The sequence below is a fragment of the Pseudomonas sp. UM16 genome (assembly GCF_050312595.1).
In the GTDB taxonomy this organism is placed as follows: Bacteria; Pseudomonadota; Gammaproteobacteria; order Pseudomonadales; family Pseudomonadaceae; genus Aquipseudomonas.
This window is the reverse complement of sequence record NZ_JBNPJT010000007.1, coordinates 109,478-128,001: the sequence shown is the minus strand read 5'-3', so window position 1 is coordinate 128,001 and position 18,524 is coordinate 109,478. Positions and strand designations below refer to the sequence as shown.

At 60.0% G+C, this 18,524-nt stretch carries 16 protein-coding genes and 4 pseudogenes; 10 read left to right on the top strand and 10 right to left on the bottom strand.

What is annotated here, in order from left to right; all coding sequences use genetic code 11:
* Positions 1-62: 62 nt before the first annotated feature.
* Positions 63-332: pseudogene (locus ACQRAX_RS10215) on the bottom strand (PAS domain-containing protein); the annotation flags it as partial.
* A 220-nt stretch (positions 333-552) separates the two neighbouring features.
* Here ACQRAX_RS10215 and ACQRAX_RS10210 point away from each other — a divergent pair.
* The 5 genes from ACQRAX_RS10210 to ACQRAX_RS10190 all read left to right on the top strand — a co-directional run bounded on the left by ACQRAX_RS10210 (position 553) and on the right by ACQRAX_RS10190 (position 5,106).
* Positions 553-867, top strand: a complete 315-nt coding sequence (locus ACQRAX_RS10210; protein ID WP_412037308.1) for a helix-turn-helix domain-containing protein — start codon at positions 553-555, stop codon at positions 865-867.
* Positions 868-1,106: 239 nt separating this feature from the next.
* Positions 1,107-2,417 carry a C4-dicarboxylate transporter DctA gene (locus ACQRAX_RS10205; RefSeq protein WP_045189830.1) on the top strand — a complete coding sequence of 437 codons (1,311 nt, stop codon included), beginning with the start codon at positions 1,107-1,109 and terminating at the stop codon, positions 2,415-2,417.
* A gap of 69 nt (positions 2,418-2,486) precedes the next feature.
* Entirely contained in the window at positions 2,487-3,191 is a 705-nt protein-coding gene (locus ACQRAX_RS10200) for a FadR/GntR family transcriptional regulator (RefSeq protein WP_412037307.1), read from the top strand.
* A 16-nt stretch (positions 3,192-3,207) separates the two neighbouring features.
* Positions 3,208-3,894, top strand: coding sequence for a GntR family transcriptional regulator (locus ACQRAX_RS10195; protein ID WP_412037306.1), 687 nt, complete (start codon positions 3,208-3,210; stop codon positions 3,892-3,894).
* A 165-nt stretch (positions 3,895-4,059) separates the two neighbouring features.
* Positions 4,060-5,106, top strand: a complete 1,047-nt coding sequence (locus tag ACQRAX_RS10190; protein ID WP_412037305.1) for a hypothetical protein — start codon at positions 4,060-4,062, stop codon at positions 5,104-5,106.
* Between the two features lie 10 nt (positions 5,107-5,116).
* On the opposite strand, the gene ACQRAX_RS10185 is transcribed toward ACQRAX_RS10190, so the two are convergent.
* Positions 5,117-5,563, bottom strand: a complete 447-nt coding sequence (locus ACQRAX_RS10185; protein ID WP_412037304.1) for a PACE efflux transporter — start codon at positions 5,561-5,563, stop codon at positions 5,117-5,119.
* 128 nt (positions 5,564-5,691) lie between these two features.
* On the opposite strand from ACQRAX_RS10185, the gene ACQRAX_RS10180 reads away from it, so the two are divergent.
* The 3 genes and pseudogenes from ACQRAX_RS10180 (at position 5,692) to ACQRAX_RS10170 (ending at position 8,587) form a co-directional block, all read left to right on the top strand.
* Positions 5,692-6,567, top strand: a complete 876-nt coding sequence (locus ACQRAX_RS10180) for a LysR family transcriptional regulator (RefSeq protein ID WP_412037303.1) — start codon at positions 5,692-5,694, stop codon at positions 6,565-6,567.
* 133 nt (positions 6,568-6,700) lie between these two features.
* Positions 6,701-7,732 (top strand): annotated as a pseudogene (locus tag ACQRAX_RS10175) (HAMP domain-containing protein); the annotation flags it as partial.
* Between the two features lie 69 nt (positions 7,733-7,801).
* On the top strand, positions 7,802-8,587 hold the full coding sequence (locus tag ACQRAX_RS10170; protein ID WP_412037804.1) for a methyl-accepting chemotaxis protein: 786 nt from the start codon (positions 7,802-7,804) through the stop codon (positions 8,585-8,587).
* Positions 8,588-8,635: 48 nt separating this feature from the next.
* Here the strand turns inward: ACQRAX_RS10170 and ACQRAX_RS10165 are convergent, their stop codons facing one another.
* The 3 genes from ACQRAX_RS10165 to ACQRAX_RS10155 all read right to left on the bottom strand — a co-directional run bounded on the left by ACQRAX_RS10165 (position 8,636) and on the right by ACQRAX_RS10155 (position 11,298).
* The gene (locus ACQRAX_RS10165) at positions 8,636-9,700 is read right to left on the bottom strand and encodes a YkvI family membrane protein (protein WP_412037302.1); all 1,065 of its coding nucleotides are present in this window, start codon (positions 9,698-9,700) and stop codon (positions 8,636-8,638) included.
* Between the two features lie 70 nt (positions 9,701-9,770).
* Positions 9,771-10,148, bottom strand: a complete 378-nt coding sequence (locus tag ACQRAX_RS10160; protein WP_412037301.1) for a RidA family protein — start codon at positions 10,146-10,148, stop codon at positions 9,771-9,773.
* A 19-nt stretch (positions 10,149-10,167) separates the two neighbouring features.
* Positions 10,168-11,298 carry an NAD(P)/FAD-dependent oxidoreductase gene (locus ACQRAX_RS10155; protein ID WP_412037300.1) on the bottom strand — a complete coding sequence of 377 codons (1,131 nt, stop codon included), beginning with the start codon at positions 11,296-11,298 and terminating at the stop codon, positions 10,168-10,170.
* 125 nt (positions 11,299-11,423) lie between these two features.
* Between ACQRAX_RS10155 and ACQRAX_RS10150 the strand changes: the two genes are divergently transcribed.
* Complete coding sequence (locus tag ACQRAX_RS10150) at positions 11,424-12,044, top strand: helix-turn-helix domain-containing protein (protein ID WP_412037299.1); 621 nt, start codon at positions 11,424-11,426, stop codon at positions 12,042-12,044.
* Positions 12,045-12,176: 132 nt separating this feature from the next.
* On the top strand, positions 12,177-12,962 hold the full coding sequence (locus ACQRAX_RS10145; protein ID WP_412037298.1) for a sulfite exporter TauE/SafE family protein: 786 nt from the start codon (positions 12,177-12,179) through the stop codon (positions 12,960-12,962).
* 5 nt (positions 12,963-12,967) lie between these two features.
* Here ACQRAX_RS10145 and ACQRAX_RS10140 read toward each other — a convergent pair whose 3' ends face one another.
* From ACQRAX_RS10140 to ACQRAX_RS10120, 5 genes and pseudogenes are all read right to left on the bottom strand, one after another.
* Positions 12,968-13,948 carry a hypothetical protein gene (locus tag ACQRAX_RS10140; RefSeq protein ID WP_412037297.1) on the bottom strand — a complete coding sequence of 327 codons (981 nt, stop codon included), beginning with the start codon at positions 13,946-13,948 and terminating at the stop codon, positions 12,968-12,970.
* A 165-nt stretch (positions 13,949-14,113) separates the two neighbouring features.
* Positions 14,114-15,856: a putative bifunctional diguanylate cyclase/phosphodiesterase gene (locus tag ACQRAX_RS10135; protein WP_412037296.1), complete on the bottom strand. Its 1,743-nt coding sequence runs from the start codon at positions 15,854-15,856 to the stop codon at positions 14,114-14,116.
* 9 nt (positions 15,857-15,865) lie between these two features.
* A pseudogene (locus ACQRAX_RS10130) lies at positions 15,866-16,813 on the bottom strand (methyl-accepting chemotaxis protein); the annotation flags it as partial.
* A gap of 357 nt (positions 16,814-17,170) precedes the next feature.
* Positions 17,171-17,431 (bottom strand): annotated as a pseudogene (locus tag ACQRAX_RS10125) (PAS domain-containing protein); the annotation flags it as partial.
* Between the two features lie 121 nt (positions 17,432-17,552).
* Complete coding sequence (locus ACQRAX_RS10120; protein WP_412037295.1) at positions 17,553-18,509, bottom strand: LysR family transcriptional regulator; 957 nt, start codon at positions 18,507-18,509, stop codon at positions 17,553-17,555.
* Positions 18,510-18,524: the final 15 nt, after the last annotated feature.

Sequence of the window (18,524 nt, the reverse complement as noted above, 5' to 3'; positions counted from 1 at the left end):
CGCACCGACTCGTAGCCGACCAGGCGACCATTTTCCAGTATCGGTGTGACGTAGGCGCTGACCCAATAGAAATTGCCGTTTTTGCAGCGGTTCTTGACGATCCCCATCCAACTTTGGCCGGCCTTGAGGTACTGCCACATCTGCTGGAAAACCGCAGCGGGCATGTCAGGGTGCCGTACCAGGTTGTGCGGGCTACCGATCAGCTCTGCCTGGCTGAAGCCACTCATGGCGGCAAATTCAGCGTTGCAGTAGGTGATGTTGCTGGCGGTGTCGGTGGCAGAAATAAGCCGTTGATCCTCAGCAAACGTCTGTTCGACTGAGGTGACCGGCATGTTGAGACGCACGTTGAAACTCCCTTTGCTGCGGTTCCGAAAACGGCTGTGTTCACGCGTTTGAGCCAGGGCAACCGGCTAAAACCTGATGGATCTTGATCTGTCCAGCCTATTCATGGGGTGAATTACATCACATTTTGCAACCAAATGTGATGAATTATGGCGTTGTGCTATTCCCACGGTTACCGTTAAGTTCTTGATTCTAAATGGGAATCAAGCGATGAATCATTCAAGTTTGGGTTCGGCCATCAAGCGCTACCGCAAGGTCGCCGGGCTTACTCAGGCTGAGCTTGGCGAACGGTCCGGGTTTGACCCCAAGACCATCAGCCGCTTCGAAACCGGCACCTATACCCCTAGCGTGGACACCCTGCTGCACTTTGCCGAGATTCTGGGCATCCAATTGAAAGCCTTTTTCACCGATCAAGACGACGAAGACGAACAGCGTGCTTACCTGTTCGGCGTTATCCATAACGCCCCGCCCCACGCCTTGGGCGATCTGATCGCCGCCGTTGATCGGGCCCTGTCCAAGCGCTAGCCCTCCTTTACCAGCCGGCAGGCCTTGCCTGCCTGGCGTCATCCTCACGCGGCCTCACAACTGGTCAGACCGGTAAAACCAATTCTTCACCTTTCAGCCGAAAAGCGCTTGCCAAGCTTGAAAATTCGCGCCTACACTGGCCCGGCACTGGACATACCGGTAAGACCACAATAATTAAGTCCCCCGCTCTTTCGCCGTCAGCGGCATCGAAGCAAGGACACCGATCAGAGATCCCTCCCATGCTCAAATGGTGCTCGCGTTCGATCTTCCTCCAAGTAGTGCTCGGCCTGGTGCTTGGCGTCGCCTGCGGCCTCAGCTTCCCCGAAGTCTCTCTGCAGCTAAAACCCCTCGGCGACGGTTTCATCAAACTGATCAAGATGCTCATCGGGCTAATCGTGTTCTGTGTCGTGGTCAGCGGAATTTCCGGTGCCGGCGACCTGAAGAAGGTCGGGCGAATCGGCCTGAAATCGGTGATCTACTTTGAAATCCTGACCACCATCGCTTTGGTCATTGGCCTGGTGTTCGCCTTTACCTCTGGGATTGGCAGCGGCGCCAATATTCATCTTGATCAACTGTCCACAGCCGAAGCCGGCAACCTGGCCGAACGTGGCCAGCACATCCACGGCACGGCCGCGTTCCTTATGGACTTGATTCCGACCTCGGTAGTCGGTGCCTTCGCTGATAACAACATCCTTCAGGTCCTGCTGTTTTCGGTACTGTTCGGCAGTGCGCTGAACCTGGTTGGCGAAGCAGCTTCGGGCATTTCCCGGCTGATCAATGAATTGAGCCATGTGATCTTTCGCATCATGGGCATGATCGTGCGCCTGGCGCCGCTGGGCGTGTTCGGTGCCATCGCCTTCACCACCAGCAAATATGGCCTGGAATCGCTGCAGCACCTGGGTGGCCTGGTGGCGCTGTTCTACCTGACCTGCATGGGTTTCGTGCTACTGATCCTGGGCACGGTGATGCGTCTGTCGGGCCTGCGCATCCTGCCGTTCATCAAGTACCTGCGCGAAGAGCTGACCATTGTTCTGGGAACTGCGTCTTCCGATGCCGTGCTGCCGCAGATCATGCGCAAACTCGAGCACCTGGGTATCGGTAATTCCACTGTCGGCCTGGTGATCCCGACCGGCTACTCCTTTAACCTCGACGGATTCTCGATCTACCTGACCCTGGCCATTGTCTTCATCGCCAATGCCACCGGCACCCCACTGGCAATGACCGACTTGCTGACGATCCTGCTGGTGTCGCTGATCACCTCCAAAGGCGCCCATGGCATTCCGGGGTCGGCCCTGGTGATTCTGGCCGCTACCCTGACCGCGATTCCGGCGATTCCGGTGGTGGGCCTGGTACTGGTACTGGCGGTGGACTGGTTCATGGGCATCGGCCGAGCCTTGACCAACCTGATCGGCAACTGCGTGGCCACTGTCGCCATCGGCCGCTGGGAAGGTGATATCGACATGGAGCGGGCCAACAATGTGCTGGCCGGTAAACAGGGCTTTGGCTTTGCCCAGCGCAAAATGCCCAATGCCCATCAACAAGAGTTCTGAATAATGCGGCCGGCACTCACCCTGCCGGCCACAGGAGCAAACCATGCAAGTGTTCTCATGGAGTGAACAGTGATTACTTCATCGACCGTAGTGAACTCAGTGGTGGAAAAACTCCGCCAGGCCCTGGCCCGCGGCCAGTGGCGTTCCGGCGACATGCTCCCGGGCCAGCGCGAACTGGCTGAGCAACTGGGCATCAGCCGCCCTAGCCTGCGTGAAGCGGTGACCGTCCTGGAAACCCTCGGCCTGGTGCGTTCGATGCCGGGCAAAGGTGTGCTGGTGCTCGAAGCCGACCTGGCTGAAAGCGCCCAGCCGCAGACCGGGGTGGCCGGGGCCAGCCTGGAAGACGTCCTGCAACTGCGCTACACCCTGGAGCCGTTTATCGTCGGCCTGGTGGCGCAATCGATCAGCAGCAAGGAAATCGGCCAACTGCGCCTGACCCTGATGGACATGCGCGAAGCCCTTGAAGCCGAGGACAGCGAAGCCGGGGTCAACGCCTACATCGCCTTCCACGAAGAGCTGTTCACCCTCACCGCCAACCCGATTTTCCAGAGTGTGGTGCAGCAAACCAGCAACGCCCTCAAACAAAGCGCGGCGGTATTGCGCAACTCCCCCGAGCACCTGGCGGCGCGACTGGAAGAAAACGAAGCGGTGGTTCGCGCCATCCGCAACAAGAACAGCGCCCAGGCCAGTGCGCAGATGCGCCACCACATCCTTCAGGAAGGCCGGCGCATGGGTATCGAACTGAACATCCCGGAAGAGCATCCGGCCAACTGACCCCAGGAGAGCATTGATGAACGCCAGCGCCCAAGCCCCTGTGACCGCCCTGCCTGCGTTGCTGGCCCACGGCGAAGTACGCCTGTCGGCCGAGCAGATCTACCCGCGCCTGTTCGACGCCATTCTCGAACAACGCCTGACGCCGGGCAGCGCCCTGCCTGAGCAGGCGCTCGGCGAGGCGTTTGGCGTCAGTCGTACAGTGATTCGCCGGGTCCTTGGTCGTCTGTGCGACCAGCACGTGATCGTCCAGCGCCCGAGTCACACCGCGCGCCTGGCCGCTCCCGATCCACACCAGGCGCGGCAAATCCTCAGCGCCCGGCGCCTGGCCGAAACCACCCTGATCAGCCTGGCGGCACAGCGCTCACGTCCAGCGAAAATTCGCCAGCTGCGCGAATTGGTCGCCCGCGAACGCCAGCACCACGAGCAGGGTCAACGCTGCACGGCCATTCGTCTGGGCGGTGAGTTTCACCTGAAACTGGCGGAAATCGCCAACAACGCGCCGCTGACGCGCTTTCTCAATGGCCTGGTGCCGCAAACCTCTTTGATCATCGCCCAGTACGAAGCCCGCCCCTGCAGCCATTGCGCCTGGCAAGAACACGCGGCGATCATCGATGCGCTGGAGCAAGGTGACGGCGCGTGCGCACTGGCGTTGATGCACGAGCACCTGGACCATATCGAGGCCAAGTTGGATCTGCAGGACTGAGGCAGAGGCGGCCAAGCCCGCTCGCTCAAGGGGCGCGCAAGATGTCTGGAGCGACGGGGCGACGACTCGACTCAGCCTCCACTGTCTCCGCCCCCTCTCCCACCTATACTGAAACCACCGAGGTATCAAACCCACCAAGCATCCCGCCTCAAGGGGGTAGCGCTTGTGAGCCGCCGTTGCCCTCTGATTCTCCTGCTCTTGCTGCTGCTCGTATTGGGTGGTTGCGCCTCACGTCAAAAGCCCGCCGAACCGCCCCCGGTGCAACTGAGCCCTGCCACCTGGGAACAGATTGACCGGGAGATCATTGACGCTTCTCTCGCCAGCACCGGCTCGGTCAATGACTACGCCCGGCGCTCCATGCGCGTGTGGAAGGACCGCGTGCAACAATACACCGAAAGCGACTTCATTCCCTGGTTCACCGGCTACTGGACCCAGCAATGGCTGACGATGAAAGTGGCCTGGTACAAAATGAACAGCGGCGAAGGCAAGGAGCCGCCAGAAAAGCGTCTGGCGCTTTACCTGCAGGAGCAGTACCACCGCCAGGTACTCGATCAGGTCGCCAAGGAGATTGACCCGGAAAGCATTCGCGACCGCGCCATGGAGCTGTATATCCAGTTGCTCGGCCAGCAACTGCAACAGATTATCCAACGCTACCGGGCGCCACCGGAGCAGTTCAATCTGCGCCTGACGCGGATCAAGGCGATCAATCTCGGGCCACCGGCGGCACGCAATGCCTCGCTTTACCAATTGCTCTATAGCAAACCGCTGGCCGAACAACCGGCCTATGCCGCGCTGATCGGCCGCATGCACAGCGCCGTGCGTGCTGGCACTCAGCGCTCGGACATCGGTCTGTCATCGGTGGCGCAAGACGCCAGTGAAAAGCTCGGTGCGACGCTGGCGCCACGGGGCATTGCCAGTGCGGTGGCCACCGCCGTCGGCCGCGTCGCTGGCACCCTGATTTCAGTGGTCGCCACCGGCTACGGCGTCGTCACCCACAACCAGGAGCAACCGGCGATGATCGAGCAGTTGCGGGTGATCCTCAATGTGGCGCTCAACGAGGAATGGCGTGAGCTGATGGACAACCGCAAGACCGGCGCCATGGCCGGGGTGTATTACCTGTCCGGCGAGATCGAGGAAGGCCTGATCGGCACCCGCCAGGTGCAGGAACAACCGCAAAGCGGCTCGCTGCGTATCGTCCTGCCGGCGCAGTAAAGCGGCTGTTTCAGGCTGCAACGCGGCTGTCGTCAACAGCCTGGGCCGACGTCGGCAAGCCGAAAAGCCGGTCGAACAACCCGTTGTAGATGAAGGTGTAGCAAGGAATCAGGATGATGAAGGCCAAGTCCACCAGGAAAGCTTCGACCAGGCTCATTTCCAGCCACCAGGCTATCAGCGGAATCAAGAAGACCACCAGGGTCAGCTGAAAACCAACAGCATGGGCCACTCGCCGGGCAATACTGCGCCCACGTTTGGCCTGACGGCTTTCCCAGTACTCGAACAGGGTGTTGTAAATGAAGTTCCAGGCCATGGCGATGGTGGTGATCATCACCGCCAAGGGGCCGGTATTGCTCGGCGCTGTGTCCGACAAATAGGCCAGGCCCAGTGTCGACATGCACAGGCCAATCAGTTCATAGGCGGTCACGTAGACCAGTTTGCGTTTAACACCTTGCACCGTACTTCCTCGAATTCACTAGCAAAAACGCCGCCCACGCAGGAGCCGCAGAGACGGCAAAGATTGCGTCAATTTTCTTGACAGAAAAAGTCAGCAGCTATCAGATTTACTGACAGGAGATTAGCCATTTGAACTTTTCCAGCGACAACATCGAACTGTTCCTTGCCGTGCTCGACCAGGGTTCGTTCTCAGCCGCCGCCCGCGCCTTGGGCCGGGTGCCTTCGGCCGTGAGCATGGCAGTCGGCAACCTTGAGGCGGAGCTTGGCTACGCGCTGTTCGAGCGCTCGCACCGGGAGACCCGGCCCACTGCCCAGGCCCAGGCGCTGGCGCCGCATGCGCGGATGATCGCCGCGCAACTGGGGCAATTGCAGGTGCATGCGCTGGAATTGTCGCAGGGATTGGAAAGCACCTTGGCCATCAGCGTGGTGCCGGACATCGACCACCGCCCGCTCTTGGCCGCGATCACGATCATCAGCGAGCGCTACCCGCTGCTGGAAGTCGAGGTGCTCAACGCGCCGCAGGAAGAAGCCCTGCAGTTATTGCACAGCGGCCGCGTCAGCCTGTGCCTGGCCTTCGCCGGATTGGCGGTCGACCCACAGCAACGCTTTCAGAACATCGGTACGGAATCGCTGGTGGCGACGATTTCCCCCCACCATCCTGCCCTGCAGCGCCAGCCCCGGCAGATTGCCTACCTCGAAGACCTGGCCAATGTCCGCCAGATCCTGGTGGCCAGTCGTGACCTGCCAATCACCGATACCCGTGCCCTGATTGGCAAGGCGCACTGGCGTACCGACAGTCTGAGCATGGCCCTGGACATGGTCGAAGCTGGCTTGGGCTGGGGTGATTTCCCATTATCGCGGGTCGCGCCACTGCTGGCCGCCGGTCGGTTGCTGCGTCTGGACTTCAAGAACACCCACAACGAGCTGCAGCTACCGGTGCATGCCTTCTGGCGTCACAATCAGGCGCTGCACAAGGCGGCGCAAGAGCTGGTGGGGTTGCTCTAGGAACCTGACAAGCCCTGCGGCAATTTGCCTATCAATATTTCGCGACCACGGCCGATAGCCGTCTGGATAGGTACGAGCATTGGCCAAAAGCACCGCTCGGCACTCCTCCTTACTGGCACAAAGGTCTCGGAACATGAACCTGAAATTTCGCCACAAGATCCTGCTGTGCGCCTGCGGCGTCGTGGTTCTGGCATTTGCTTTGTTCACCCTCTACAACGATTACCTGCAACGCAACACCATTCGCCAGAACATCGAATCGTCGGTCAAGCAAGCCGGGGCACAAACGGCCAGCAGCGTGCAGAACTGGATGAGCGGTCGCATTCTGGTTCTGGAAAACCTTGCGCAGAACGTCGCCCACCAAGGCGCCAATGCCGACTTCCCTGGCCTGGTCGATCAGCCTTCGTTCACCAACAACTTCCAGTTCACCTACGTCGGCCAGGCCAACGGTGTGTTCACCCAGCGCCCGGATGCAAAAATGCCGGACGGCTACGACCCGCGCCAGCGCCCGTGGTACAGCGCCGCTGTCAGCGCCAACCAGACCATGCTGACGCCGCCGTACATGGCCGCTGTCGGGGGCCTGGTGGTGACCATTGCCATGCCGGTCAAGAGCAAGGCCAACGGTGAACTGCTGGGTGTAGTCGGTGGCGACCTCAGCCTCGCCACCCTGGTCGACATCATCAATGCCGTGGACTTCGGCGGTATCGGCCATGCCTTCCTGGTGGATCGCAATGGCCAGGTGATCGTCAGCCCGAACAAAGATCAGGTCATGAAGAACCTCAAGGACATCTACCCAGGCAGCAGCCTGCAGGTCGCCCCGGGGATTCATGACGTGACCTTGGCAGGTCAGGAGCGGATCATCTCGTTCGCGCCGGTCAGTGGCTTGCCCTCGGCTGAGTGGTACATCGGCCTGTCCATCGACAAAGACAAGGCCTACGCCCCTCTCAGCCAGTTCCGCACCTCGGCGATTATCGCCATGCTTATCGCCGTCGCCGCCATTGCCGGTTTGCTCGGCCTGCTGATTCCGGTGCTGATGCGTCCGCTGACGACCATGGGTCGCGCCATGCAGGACATCGCCCAGGGCGAAGGCGACCTGACCCGCCGTCTGGTGGTGGAAAACAAGGATGAGTTTGGTGAACTGGCCGCTGCCTTCAACCAATTCGTCGAGCGTATTCACGCCTCGATCGCTGAAGTGTCCTCGGCCACCCGCCAGGTGCATGACCTGTCTGAACGGGTGATGAGCGCGTCCAACGCTTCGATCATCGGCTCCGAAGAGCAAAGCATGCGCACCAACAGCGTAGCTGCCGCGATCAACGAGCTGGGGGCCGCTACCCAGGAAATCGCCCGCAACGCCGCCGATGCCTCGCAGCACGCCAGTGGCGCCAGCGAGCAGGCCCATGACGGCCGCCAGGTGGTGGAAGAAACCATCTCGGCAATGACCTCGCTGTCGCAGAAAATCAGTGAGTCCTGCGAGCAGATCGAAACCCTCAACGCCAGCACCGATGACATCGGGCAGATCCTCGACGTGATCAAAGGCATCTCTCAGCAGACCAACCTGCTGGCCCTGAACGCCGCCATCGAAGCCGCCCGTGCCGGTGAAGCCGGTCGTGGCTTTGCAGTGGTCGCCGACGAGGTTCGCAACCTGGCGCATCGCACCCAGGAGTCGGCTGAAGAGATCCACAAAATGATCACCACCCTGCAGGTCGGCTCACGCGAGGCGGTGCACAACATGAACGCCAGCCAGGTGTCGAGTGAGGAAAGTGTGCAGGTCGCCAACCAGGCTGGCGAGCGCCTGAGCAGCGTTACCCAGCGGATCGGTGAGATCGACGGCATGAACCAGTCGGTGGCCGCCGCCACCGAAGAACAGACCGCCGTGGTCGAGAGCCTCAATCTGGACATCACCCAGATCAACGTCCTCAACCAGCAAGGTGTGGCCAACCTCAATGACACCCTGCGTCATTGCGATGCCTTGGCGCAACAGGCCGGTCGCCTCAAGCAACTGGTCGACAGCTTCAAGATCTGACCGCAAGCCTTGGCGAGGGCAGAACATGCCCTCGCCAAGCACTCAGCGTTACGCCACCACCGCGCGCTTGATCCTGCCCAGTCGCAACCAGCCGAACAGCACCGCCAGCATGACCACAAAGCCCAGGTAGCCGAAGAATGGATAGACCTGGCCGACCAGGCTGATAAAACCGATCAGGCTGCAGACAAACGCCGCCACCCCCGCCGCCACCGAACCCAGGCGAAAACCCCGGGTGCCCGCCGGCAACAGCCGCGCCACAAACGAATAGAGCATGCCCACTGCGGTATTGACGATCATGCCGAAGATGATCACGCACATGATCACGCCCAGCGCCGGCGATACTTCACTGGCAATCGACAGCATTGGCATCGGCAAGTCGGCCACCGTATCCAGGCGAGAGAGCAGACCGGCGCTCATGATCAGCATCAGGCCACCCAGCCCGGCGCCACCGAGGATGCCGCCCCAGATCGCGGTTTTCTCCATACGCGCCGAGCCACCGAGAATCGCCAACATCGGCGCGCCAGCAACCACGTTGTACGAAACATACAGAAAGGCGCCCAGCAGCCAGTGACGGGCGCCCGCTTCCTGCTGGCTGGCGACCTGATCTAGGGCGGCGAAACTCAGGTCACGGGTGAATACCGCGTACAAGGCGATGGCAATGGCCGCCAGGATCAGGAACGGTGTGACTGCACCGATCAGCACGATGACCTTGTTGACATCCAGGCACACCACCGCCACCACCAGCAGGGTTACCACCACGCTACCGGCCAGCGCCGGGATCCCGAACTGCTGTTCGAGCAACGCGCCGCCACCGGCGAGCATCACCACCGTTACGCCGAACATGAAGAAGGTGATCAACAAGTCGACGAACAGGCCCAGGTAGCGCCCGCAGATGGCATACACCACATCTTTGTGCGACGTGGCTTGCAGACGGCTGCCCAGCCCCGCCAGGGCCATACCGAGAAAGGTGAACAACGCGGCACTGACCAGGGTGCCGAGCAGCCCCCAGAGGCCAAAGTTGACGAAGAACAGCATCAACTCCCGCCCCGAGGCGAAGCCTGCGCCGACGATAACGCCGATAAAGGCGCCTGCAATTTTCAGCTGTTCTTTCATCTCAAACCCTCTGGCTTTTTATGGCCCTTGGCAGGGCCTTGTTGTTTTTACCCAGTACCGCGCAGGGGCCTCAGTCGTGACCGATCCAGGCCTGCACTTCGATCTCCACATCCACGCCCAACGCAAGCCCGGCAGTCACGGTCGAGCGCACCGGATAGCCGTTGACGAAGAAGGTTTTGTAGACCTCGTTGAAACCGGCGAAATGCGCCATGTCCGACAGCCACACCGTGGCTTTGACCACCTGTTCAAAACCTACGCCGCATTCGGCCAAGGTCTCGCCAATACGCTCAAGAGTGGCCTGGGTCTGAGTCTGGATGTCACCACGTACCACTTCACCTGCGGTGTTCATAGGCACTTGGCCGGAAAGAAACAAAAAACCACCGACCTTGACCGCTTTGGAGAACGGAAACGGCAGGTGGCTGGGAATGCGCTGAATAGTCGAGCTCATGACAATGTCCTTTGGAACGTTAACGAAAGCGCGCCGGTGACAAGCGCTGTGGCTCAACACCTTCGCGATGCAAGGAAGCAGGAAGTGCTTGATCGAGCAGCAAGGCGCAGGCCAACTGCGAGACCCCCGCCGCCGACTGGATGCCATAGCCGCCTTGGGCCGCCAGCCAGAAGAACGCCGGGTTGTGCGGGTCTCGACCAATCACCAGATCGCCGTCGGCGACGAAGGAACGCAGGCCGGCCCAGGTGTGGCTGGGGCGGCGAATGGTCAGGGTAGTCAGGGCTTCGATGTTGTAGATGCCGATCGCTACATCGAGCTCCTCGGGCACCACATCCTGAGGTGCCACCGGATCAGTATTGGCCGGTGAGCCGAGCAACTGCCCGGCATCGGGTTTGAAATAGAAACTCTCGTCCACCCCGATGACTGCCGGCCACTGCGCAAACTTCTGGTCTGTCGGCCCTTCGAAGGTAAAGGCGCTGCGCCGACAAGGTTGCAGGCCAACGGGCTGCACGCCACACAGTGTGGCGACCTGATCGGCCCAGGCGCCTGCGGCGTTGACCAACTGACGCGCCTGAACCGTGCTGCCATCGGCCAGGTTTACCTGCCAGAGGCCATCGGCAAAATACGCCTCGATCAACTCGGCATTGCAGCGCAGCGTGCCGCCCGCCTGGCGAAAGCCACGTAAAAAGCCTTGGTGCAAAGCATGCACATCCAGGTCCATGGCCCCTGGCTCGTGAATCGCGCCGGCCAGGACTTCGCTGCGCAGGCTCGGCACCAGCGCCAATGCGGCCTCGGCATCGAGCAAGTGCACGTCGGTGCCATTGGCCAGGTTCTGGGCATAGCTGTTGGCCAACTGGTCCTGTTGCTCAAGACTGGCAACGTACAAACACCCGCGCGGCTCGAGCAAACGATGCTCGCAGAACCCCGTAGGAGGCGACTCGTAAAAGGCCCGGCTGGCCCGGGTCAATGCCTGGATTTGCGGGGTGCCATAGGCCTCCATGAACATCGCCGCCGAACGCCCCGTGGCGTGGTAGCCGGGCTGAACTTCACGTTCCAGCAGCAGCACGCTGTGCTGGCCGGCCAGCCGGTAACCGAGGGATGCACCGGCAATACCGGCGCCAATAATCACGCTGTCGAACGTCTGCGTCATAACCTTGCCAATAGTCGTTTAAGAATCGAAATTATCACTTATGAGAATTCTAATATATGAGAATTGCAAATTACGCAAGCGGCCACGGTAAGATGCCTACCCGTGATGCCTGACCGAGATCCTTGATGAGTGACCGCTCCCCAGCTGCCGACCACCCTGGCGCGCTACCCCTGATCGACCGTACCGAAGTTGGCGCGCGCCTGCGCACCGTGCGCAAAGCTCAGCAGCTAACCCTCAAGCAGTTATCGGAACGTTCCGGGGTACCGGTGTCGACCTTGTCAAAAATGGAACTGGCACAGGTGTCAGTGAGCTACGAAAAACTCGCGGCGGCGGCGCGCGCACTGAATGTCGATATCGCCCAGTTGTTTCGTTCCTCCGGGGTTGGCGATACGCCAGCGCCGACCACCGTAGTGGTCAATTCGCTGCCCTCAGCGCCGGGCTACAGCACCGGGACCTACGACTACCACCCGATTGCCGGGGAGTTTCCCGAGCGGCTGATGACGCCGATGTATGCGCGGATCATTGCCCGCCAGCGCCAGCAGTTCGATGACTTCATTCGACATCCCGGGCAGGAGTTTGCCTTGGTGCTCAGTGGGCGAGTGCGCATTGAGTTCGAGACCGGTGAGGCAGTGAGTATCGGCTCGCAGGAGACGGCTTATTTCAACAGCAATGTTGGCCACATCTACCTGTCTGAGAGTGACGATGGCGGCGATGCCCATGTCATGGTGGTAATGACTGATCGCTGACGCTGTGGAAAACGGCCCCAGCTAGCTGCGGTCACGGTTATAACCTAATAACGAACTAGTCTATTTGGCTATAAAAAAACCTTTATGCTGGCTGCCATCCGATCACGGGCACGTTGAGCGTTTAGGTAGATTATGGATGTAGGTTCATTCGGCTTCACCATTGCAGGCCTGGTCGTAGGCTTCATCGTCGGTATGACCGGCGTGGGCGGCGGCTCACTGATGACGCCGATCCTGCTGTGGTTCGGTATCAGCCCGGCGACCGCTGTCGGCACTGACCTGCTGTACGCGGCCATTACCAAAGCCAGCGGTGTCTGGGTGCACAGCAAGAACAAAAACATCGACTGGAAAATCACCGGCTGGCTGACCTTGGGCAGCGTCCCTGCCGCCGCCCTGACCCTGTGGTTTCTCAGCTCTCTGGATACCGACACCCAAGCCGCCAACGCCGTGATCAAGCAAGGCCTGGCCGTGGTCTTGATCCTCACCGCCCTTGCCATCCTGTTCAAAAGCAAACTGCAGGCCTTCGCCAGCAAACACGCAGGCGATCGCTATCACCTGAGCGGTAGTGCGCTCAACGTACTGACCGTGATCACTGGCATCGTGCTCGGCGTCATGGTCTCACTGACCTCCATCGGTGCAGGTGCCCTGGGCACCGTGGCGCTGTTCTTGCTCTACCCCTACCTGGTCACTCGCCGCCTGGTCGGCACCGAGATCGCTCACGCCGTGCCGCTGACGCTGGTTGCTGGCCTGGGTCATGCGAGCATGGGCAACATGGACTGGTCGCTGCTGGGTTACCTGCTGCTGGGTTCATTGCCAGGCATCTACTTGGGTAGCCACCTGACTGGACGTATTTCCGACAGCGTACTGCGCCCCTGTCTGGCGGCCATGCTGCTGATGATCGGTTACAAGCTGGCGTTCTGATACCGTCAAAAAAACGCGTCCCGTGCCCTGGCGTCGTTGATTCGAAGTTGACGCGCCGCTTCCATCTGCGCAGCCGATTGCAACGAACAGGCCTGCTCGCTGTAGCGATAGCCACCTTCCATCGGTTGAGCGACCACTACCCCACCTTTGCCCAGCAAGGCCAGCCGCGTACCAGGCGGCTGATCGGCCAGGGCGCAATCCTCGGGGCCTAGATGAAAGGATGCATAGACCAAGGACTCGTGAAGCACTGTGCGAAGCTTGGCATTCACCACATCTGAAAAGCCCAGCAGAATCACCGCCGTGTACAGCACGCCGATGACGCAAGACGCCCGCAGCCAGTGGCGCCTGTGCCAGTCGGAACCTGGGATGTAAAGATTCCAGCAAATGGCCGTGGTTCGATTGCGCCTTACCTGTTGCTTGAAACCAGGCGCAGTCATCCCATAGACCAGAGCACCGATGAACATCACCAGCGGCATCAGGAGGCTGGTGGCCAAGTACCAGATGTAGACCAGATAGATGAATGTCAGGGTTTTCTGAGCCCCTGGGAATTGCCCTGGTTCGAGCCGGGTCTGCGCGAGGATGAAAGCATCCGTCTCGGCACTGGCCACCAGCCCCGCCGCGACTGTCAGCAGCGCAGCCAGTACGGTTAGCCAGCCTTTGTGCCGGCCATAACGCTCTACTAAGCGAAGCAGGCGAACCACCAAAACGATGGAGCCCAGGCTCAACAGCGCAAACAGCCACCTCGCCAAGGTTTTATCGGGTGAAGTGCCTGCCCAATACAGCATCAACATGAGCTGCAAGATCACCGCACAGCTCAGAATAATCGCCGCCAGATACTCATCGAGCCCCCAACCCCTCACGCTGAAATTCAGCTTCCAGCGAAAGTGCCGGTTCTGGGTCCTGACAAACAGTGATCGATGGGTAAAACGATCCACACAATAGACGCCCGCTGCGAACAACACATAGAGCGCGATATATCCCCACATCAGCCTTGATTCTCCATTTCCTGGGTCGTTACAACGGCATGGCATTCGAGCGCAATATCCTAGCCGAAAGTCGCGCCGCTGAACGGGCGCCCGGGGAAATCAGAGCAGTCCTTCACGCGCCTAAGAACATTGAATGGGTGAGTTCATCGTTTCCCTGCGACTACCTCACAGTCCAGGCTGACGGGACAAGACAAACTGCTGCAGTTCGTTCAGTGGCAATGGTCGACTGCACCAATAGCCCTGACCGACGCTACAGCCCTTGGCGAGCAAATAGTCGAGCTGGGCGCGCGTCTCGATACCTTCGGCAATCACCTGAATGCCCAAGCTGTCGGCCAACATCAGGTAGCCGTTGACGATGGCTTGGTCTATCGCACTGTTGGGCACTTCACGGATGAACACCTGATCGATCTTGAGTGTGTCGAACGGTAAGTCTCGCAAGGTGCTGGGTGATGAATAGCCGGTGCCAAAGTCGTCGATTGACACCCGAATGCCCAGACTTTGCAGCTGTGTGATGTTCAACCGTGCCTGCTCGATATCCTTGAGTGCGGCGGTTTCAGTCACTTCGATCTCCAGGCGATTGGCCGCCAGGCCACTGCTTCGAACAATAGCGCTGAGCTTGTCGACAAAGTCGCCCTGCATGAACGAAAAGCCGCTCATATTTACCGCTACCGGCACATCCAGCACGCCTGCCTCAATCAACGCACGGTTGTCTGCACAGGCGCGCGTCACCACCCAGGCGTTGAGCGCCGACATCAAACCATGCTGCTCGGCCAATGGGATAAACACCTCCGGTGACACCTCCCCATATGGCCCATCGTGCCAACGCAACAAAGCTTCCAGGCCAGTGATTCGCTGGGGCGCCTTCAGTTCGAACTGCGGCTGGTAATACAGCTGCAACTGCTCCCGGCTGATGGCCAGGCGCAGGCGCTCAAGACGTTGCTGGTCACGGTGCTGGGCGATACGCATCATTGGATTGAAACAGGCGATGCGATTGCCACCTGCTTTTTTCGCCTGGTACATGGCGAAGTCGGCATCGATGATTAACTGGTCCGGTGCGGGCGAATCACAGTCGGTACAATTGGCGCAGGTGCTGACGCCGAGGCTGGCGCGCACGCTAAGGCTAATGCCGTCAATCAACAGTGGCGCTTGCAGGCACTCGAACAGGCGTGTGGCCAGCTCCATGCCCGTGTGCTTGACGGCACCTTGCCGAGCCACCACGACAAACTCGTCGCCACCGACCCTGGCCAGTAGATCCTCGCTGCGCAAACGCTGGCGAAAGCGCTCGGCGATCGCCACCAGCACTTGGTCACCGATGTAATGACCGTGGTTGTCATTAATGGTCTTCAGACCATCCAGGTCGATGAACACCAGCACCAGCTGCTGTGCCTGGGCGGCGGCCAGGGCGACTTGCTCCTGCAGACGATCATGCAAGGTCCGACGGTTCATGCAGTTTGTCAGGGTGTCATGACTGGCCAGGTGGTTAAGGCGTTGGCGCAGCTGCAACTGCTCGCTGATGTCATAGCACACGCCAATGAGCAATTGCCGCCCACCCAGCAGCAGCTCACCCACGCTGACGTGTAAGTCGAACAACGAACCATCCTTGCGTTTGCCCTGCAACTCGCGGACCAGGCCGTTGAGCTTGCGCCCGACGCCAGCGCGGTAGGATGCCAGGCACTGGTCATGACGCGCCGCGTAGGCTTCAGGCATCAGTTGCGAAATGTTCGCTCCGGCCAGCTCGGAAAAACCATAGCCGAACAGCTTCTGCGCTGCCGCATTAATGGCCTGGACCTGCCCCCACTCATCAGTGATGACAATGCCATCAGCGGCAGCCTCGAAAATCGCGTAGGGAATACTCGTCAGCTCGCGCTCGGCGTGGGCCGCGAGCTTGTCAAAATCCTCTCGGGTCATGGTCGCGCCTTAACGGTTGAACCTGTCTACCAGCGCGTACATCTCGTGCGCGGTGTGCTCCAGTTCACGCCCCAAGGTGGCGGAGCTGGCAGCAATATCGACGTTTTGCTCCGAAACCTGCGCAATGGTGGTGATTTGTCGGCTGATGTCTTCAGCGACATGCGCCTGCTGCTCGGAAGCCGCGGCCATTTGCTCGGTCATCTGGTGGATGCGCTCCACCGCGACGCCGATACCTTCAAGGGCATTTTGCGTGGCGATCACCTGGTCGACCCCGACATGCGCTTCATCACTGCCTTGACGGGCAATGTCCACTGCCTGGTTGGCCGCGCCGTGCAGTGACTGGATGATGGACTGAATGGTCTCGGTCGACTCCTGGGTTTTGAACGCCAACGCCCGCACTTCATCGGCGACCACAGCAAACCCCCTGCCCTGCTCCCCGGCCCGCGCCGCTTCAATCGCTGCGTTGAGTGCCAACAGGTTGGTCTGGTCGGCAATTTGCCGAATCATGTTCGAGGCGACCTGGATCGACTGGGTTTCATCGGCGAAATTTGCCACCGACTGGCTGATCTGATTTACCGTTTCCTGCAACTTTTCAATCACCAGGCGGGTTTTGCCTGCTTCCTCTGCCCCTACCTCGGTCAACTGATTGACATCCTCGGCTTCGCGGGCGGTGTCGTGAATGTGGGTGGACACCTCAGCAATGGACGCGGCCATTTGCGTCATGGCGGTCGCGGCCATGTCAGTTTCGTCGCGCTGGCGCTGCAATGACAGTTCAGACTCCTGCGCCAGTTTGCCGCTCTGCGCGGCCATGGTCTCGGTCTGATTGGCATAGTCGCCAGACCGGCTCAGCGCCGTACGTATCTTGGCCTGCTCGCTGATCAGCGCCATCATCAGTTGCGCCACGGTACCTTGCTCGTCGGTGTAGGTGCGGGCGATCAACTCGCTGTCGAAACTGTCCGCCGTCGCGCCCCTCGCTTGAGCGAACTTGTGCTGCAGACGCCACTGGGCAGCTATCTGCATGCCAACAAAGCCACAGGCCAGCACGGCAATCGCCGGCCAGCTATCCAGAAACACCACGGCGGCAAGGCCAGGTACGCCCAGCGCCAGCGGTGCCAGGCCATGCTCGACAGCGGCCTTGGAGAAACGCTTGAGGCTCCAGCTGCGCTTACCCGTGCGCATGCGTTCATACAACGCTGATGCACGTTCGATATCGGCCCGCTGCGGCTTGACCCGCACCGACTCGTAGCCCACGACTGCGCTGCCCTCGAGAATCGGAGTGACATAAGCACTGACCCAATAGTGATCGCCGTTGCGACAGCGGTTCTTGACGATCCCCATCCAGCTCTTGCCGTCTTTCAAGTACGACCACATATGGGCGAACACGGCTTCCGGCATGTCCGGATGGCGGACGATATTGTGTGGGCTGCCGAGCAACTCGTCGCGACTGAAACCACTGATGGCCACCAGTTCATCGTTGCAGTAGGTCAAGTTGCCGTGCAGGTCAGTGGCGGAAATCAACCGCTGCTCATTCTGGTAAATGACTTCCTGCTGGGTGACCGGCAGATTACTTCTCATGCTCTGGTATCCGTTTGTGCTTGGGATCGATACAGGTGTAATTACCCTCATTGTATGTGTGGCAATTAGCCATACCCCATCAATTGAGACGCTGCTTCTATAGCGAGATGGAATAGCTGGGTTATTGCGCTTCGCCGGGGTTATTGGCCATTGACAGGCACTCGCGGAACAACCGGGTCGCCGGGTCGAGGGTACGATTGGCCGAATAGAAGCAGCCAATGCGCCCGAAACTCAGCGGTTTGCCTAGGTCGAAAGCCTTGAGCTTGCCGCTGTGGGCCAGTTGCTGGGTAGTTTGCAGAGGAAAGAAACCAATAGTTTGTTGGTCTTGCATCAACTCATAGTTGGTCAACGCCGAAATCGACTCGATAACATTGACCGGTGAGCCGAGGTCCAGGGCTTCGAATAAACGGTCTACGGTGCGCCGCAACAGGCCACTGCGCGGTGGCAGGATCCATGGAAACGGATGCAGATCGGCGAGGCTGACCGGCCGACCGCTTGCATGCATCGGATGCTCAGCGCCAGCGACGATGCACAACCCTTCTTCACACAGCACATCGACTTTCATGCGCGGCTCGTATTCATGCCAGCGCCATTCATCCGGGATACGACCGACAATGATGTCCAGTTCGCCTGCCAACAGACTGGAGAACAGCTGATCCATATGACCGACCCGCACCGTCACCAGCACCCCCGGTGCCCGCGCCTTGAGCAGGCGCAGGGTACGCGGCAAGAGCAAGGCTGAAGAAGAGCTCAAGGCGCCGACCATTACCTGGCCGGTGGTACCACTGTGGTAGGCATTGACCTCATCGGTCAGGCTCCGCAGCTCGGTGAGCATCGCATGAGCGCGACGCACCACTACCCCGCCCAACTCAGTGGCGTGCACGCCGCGGTTGCCGCGCACCAGCAAGGCCGCGCCGAGGAAGGCTTCCAGTTCGTGAATGATCTTAGTGACGGCTGGCTGAGTCAGGTTCAGCGCCTGGGCGGCGCCCACCAGCGAGCCGCTGCGCAACACTTGCTCGAAGACCACCAATTGATAGAGTTTTAGTTTGCGCGCGACGGAAACAACGGTTGACTTCATGGGTAACACCTAGCA

Bases quoted from the DNA above. Each gene is read 5' to 3' on its own strand.
- ACQRAX_RS10205 (WP_045189830.1), top strand. From the start codon at position 1,107: ATGCTCAAATGGTGCTCGCGTTCGATCTTCCTCCAAGTAGTGCTCGGC.
- ACQRAX_RS10140 (WP_412037297.1), bottom strand. From the start codon at position 13,948: ATGTGGGGATATATCGCGCTCTATGTGTTGTTCGCAGCGGGCGTCTAT.
- ACQRAX_RS10155 (WP_412037300.1), bottom strand. From the start codon at position 11,298: ATGACGCAGACGTTCGACAGCGTGATTATTGGCGCCGGTATTGCCGGT.
- ACQRAX_RS10195 (WP_412037306.1), top strand. From the start codon at position 3,208: ATGAACGCCAGCGCCCAAGCCCCTGTGACCGCCCTGCCTGCGTTGCTG.
- ACQRAX_RS10160 (WP_412037301.1), bottom strand. From the start codon at position 10,148: ATGAGCTCGACTATTCAGCGCATTCCCAGCCACCTGCCGTTTCCGTTC.
- ACQRAX_RS10170 (WP_412037804.1), top strand. From the start codon at position 7,802: ATGAGCGCGTCCAACGCTTCGATCATCGGCTCCGAAGAGCAAAGCATG.
- ACQRAX_RS10150 (WP_412037299.1), top strand. From the start codon at position 11,424: ATGAGTGACCGCTCCCCAGCTGCCGACCACCCTGGCGCGCTACCCCTG.
- ACQRAX_RS10145 (WP_412037298.1), top strand. From the start codon at position 12,177: ATGGATGTAGGTTCATTCGGCTTCACCATTGCAGGCCTGGTCGTAGGC.
- ACQRAX_RS10210 (WP_412037308.1), top strand. From the start codon at position 553: ATGAATCATTCAAGTTTGGGTTCGGCCATCAAGCGCTACCGCAAGGTC.
- ACQRAX_RS10135 (WP_412037296.1), bottom strand. From the start codon at position 15,856: ATGACCCGAGAGGATTTTGACAAGCTCGCGGCCCACGCCGAGCGCGAG.
- ACQRAX_RS10120 (WP_412037295.1), bottom strand. From the start codon at position 18,509: ATGAAGTCAACCGTTGTTTCCGTCGCGCGCAAACTAAAACTCTATCAA.
- ACQRAX_RS10165 (WP_412037302.1), bottom strand. From the start codon at position 9,700: ATGAAAGAACAGCTGAAAATTGCAGGCGCCTTTATCGGCGTTATCGTC.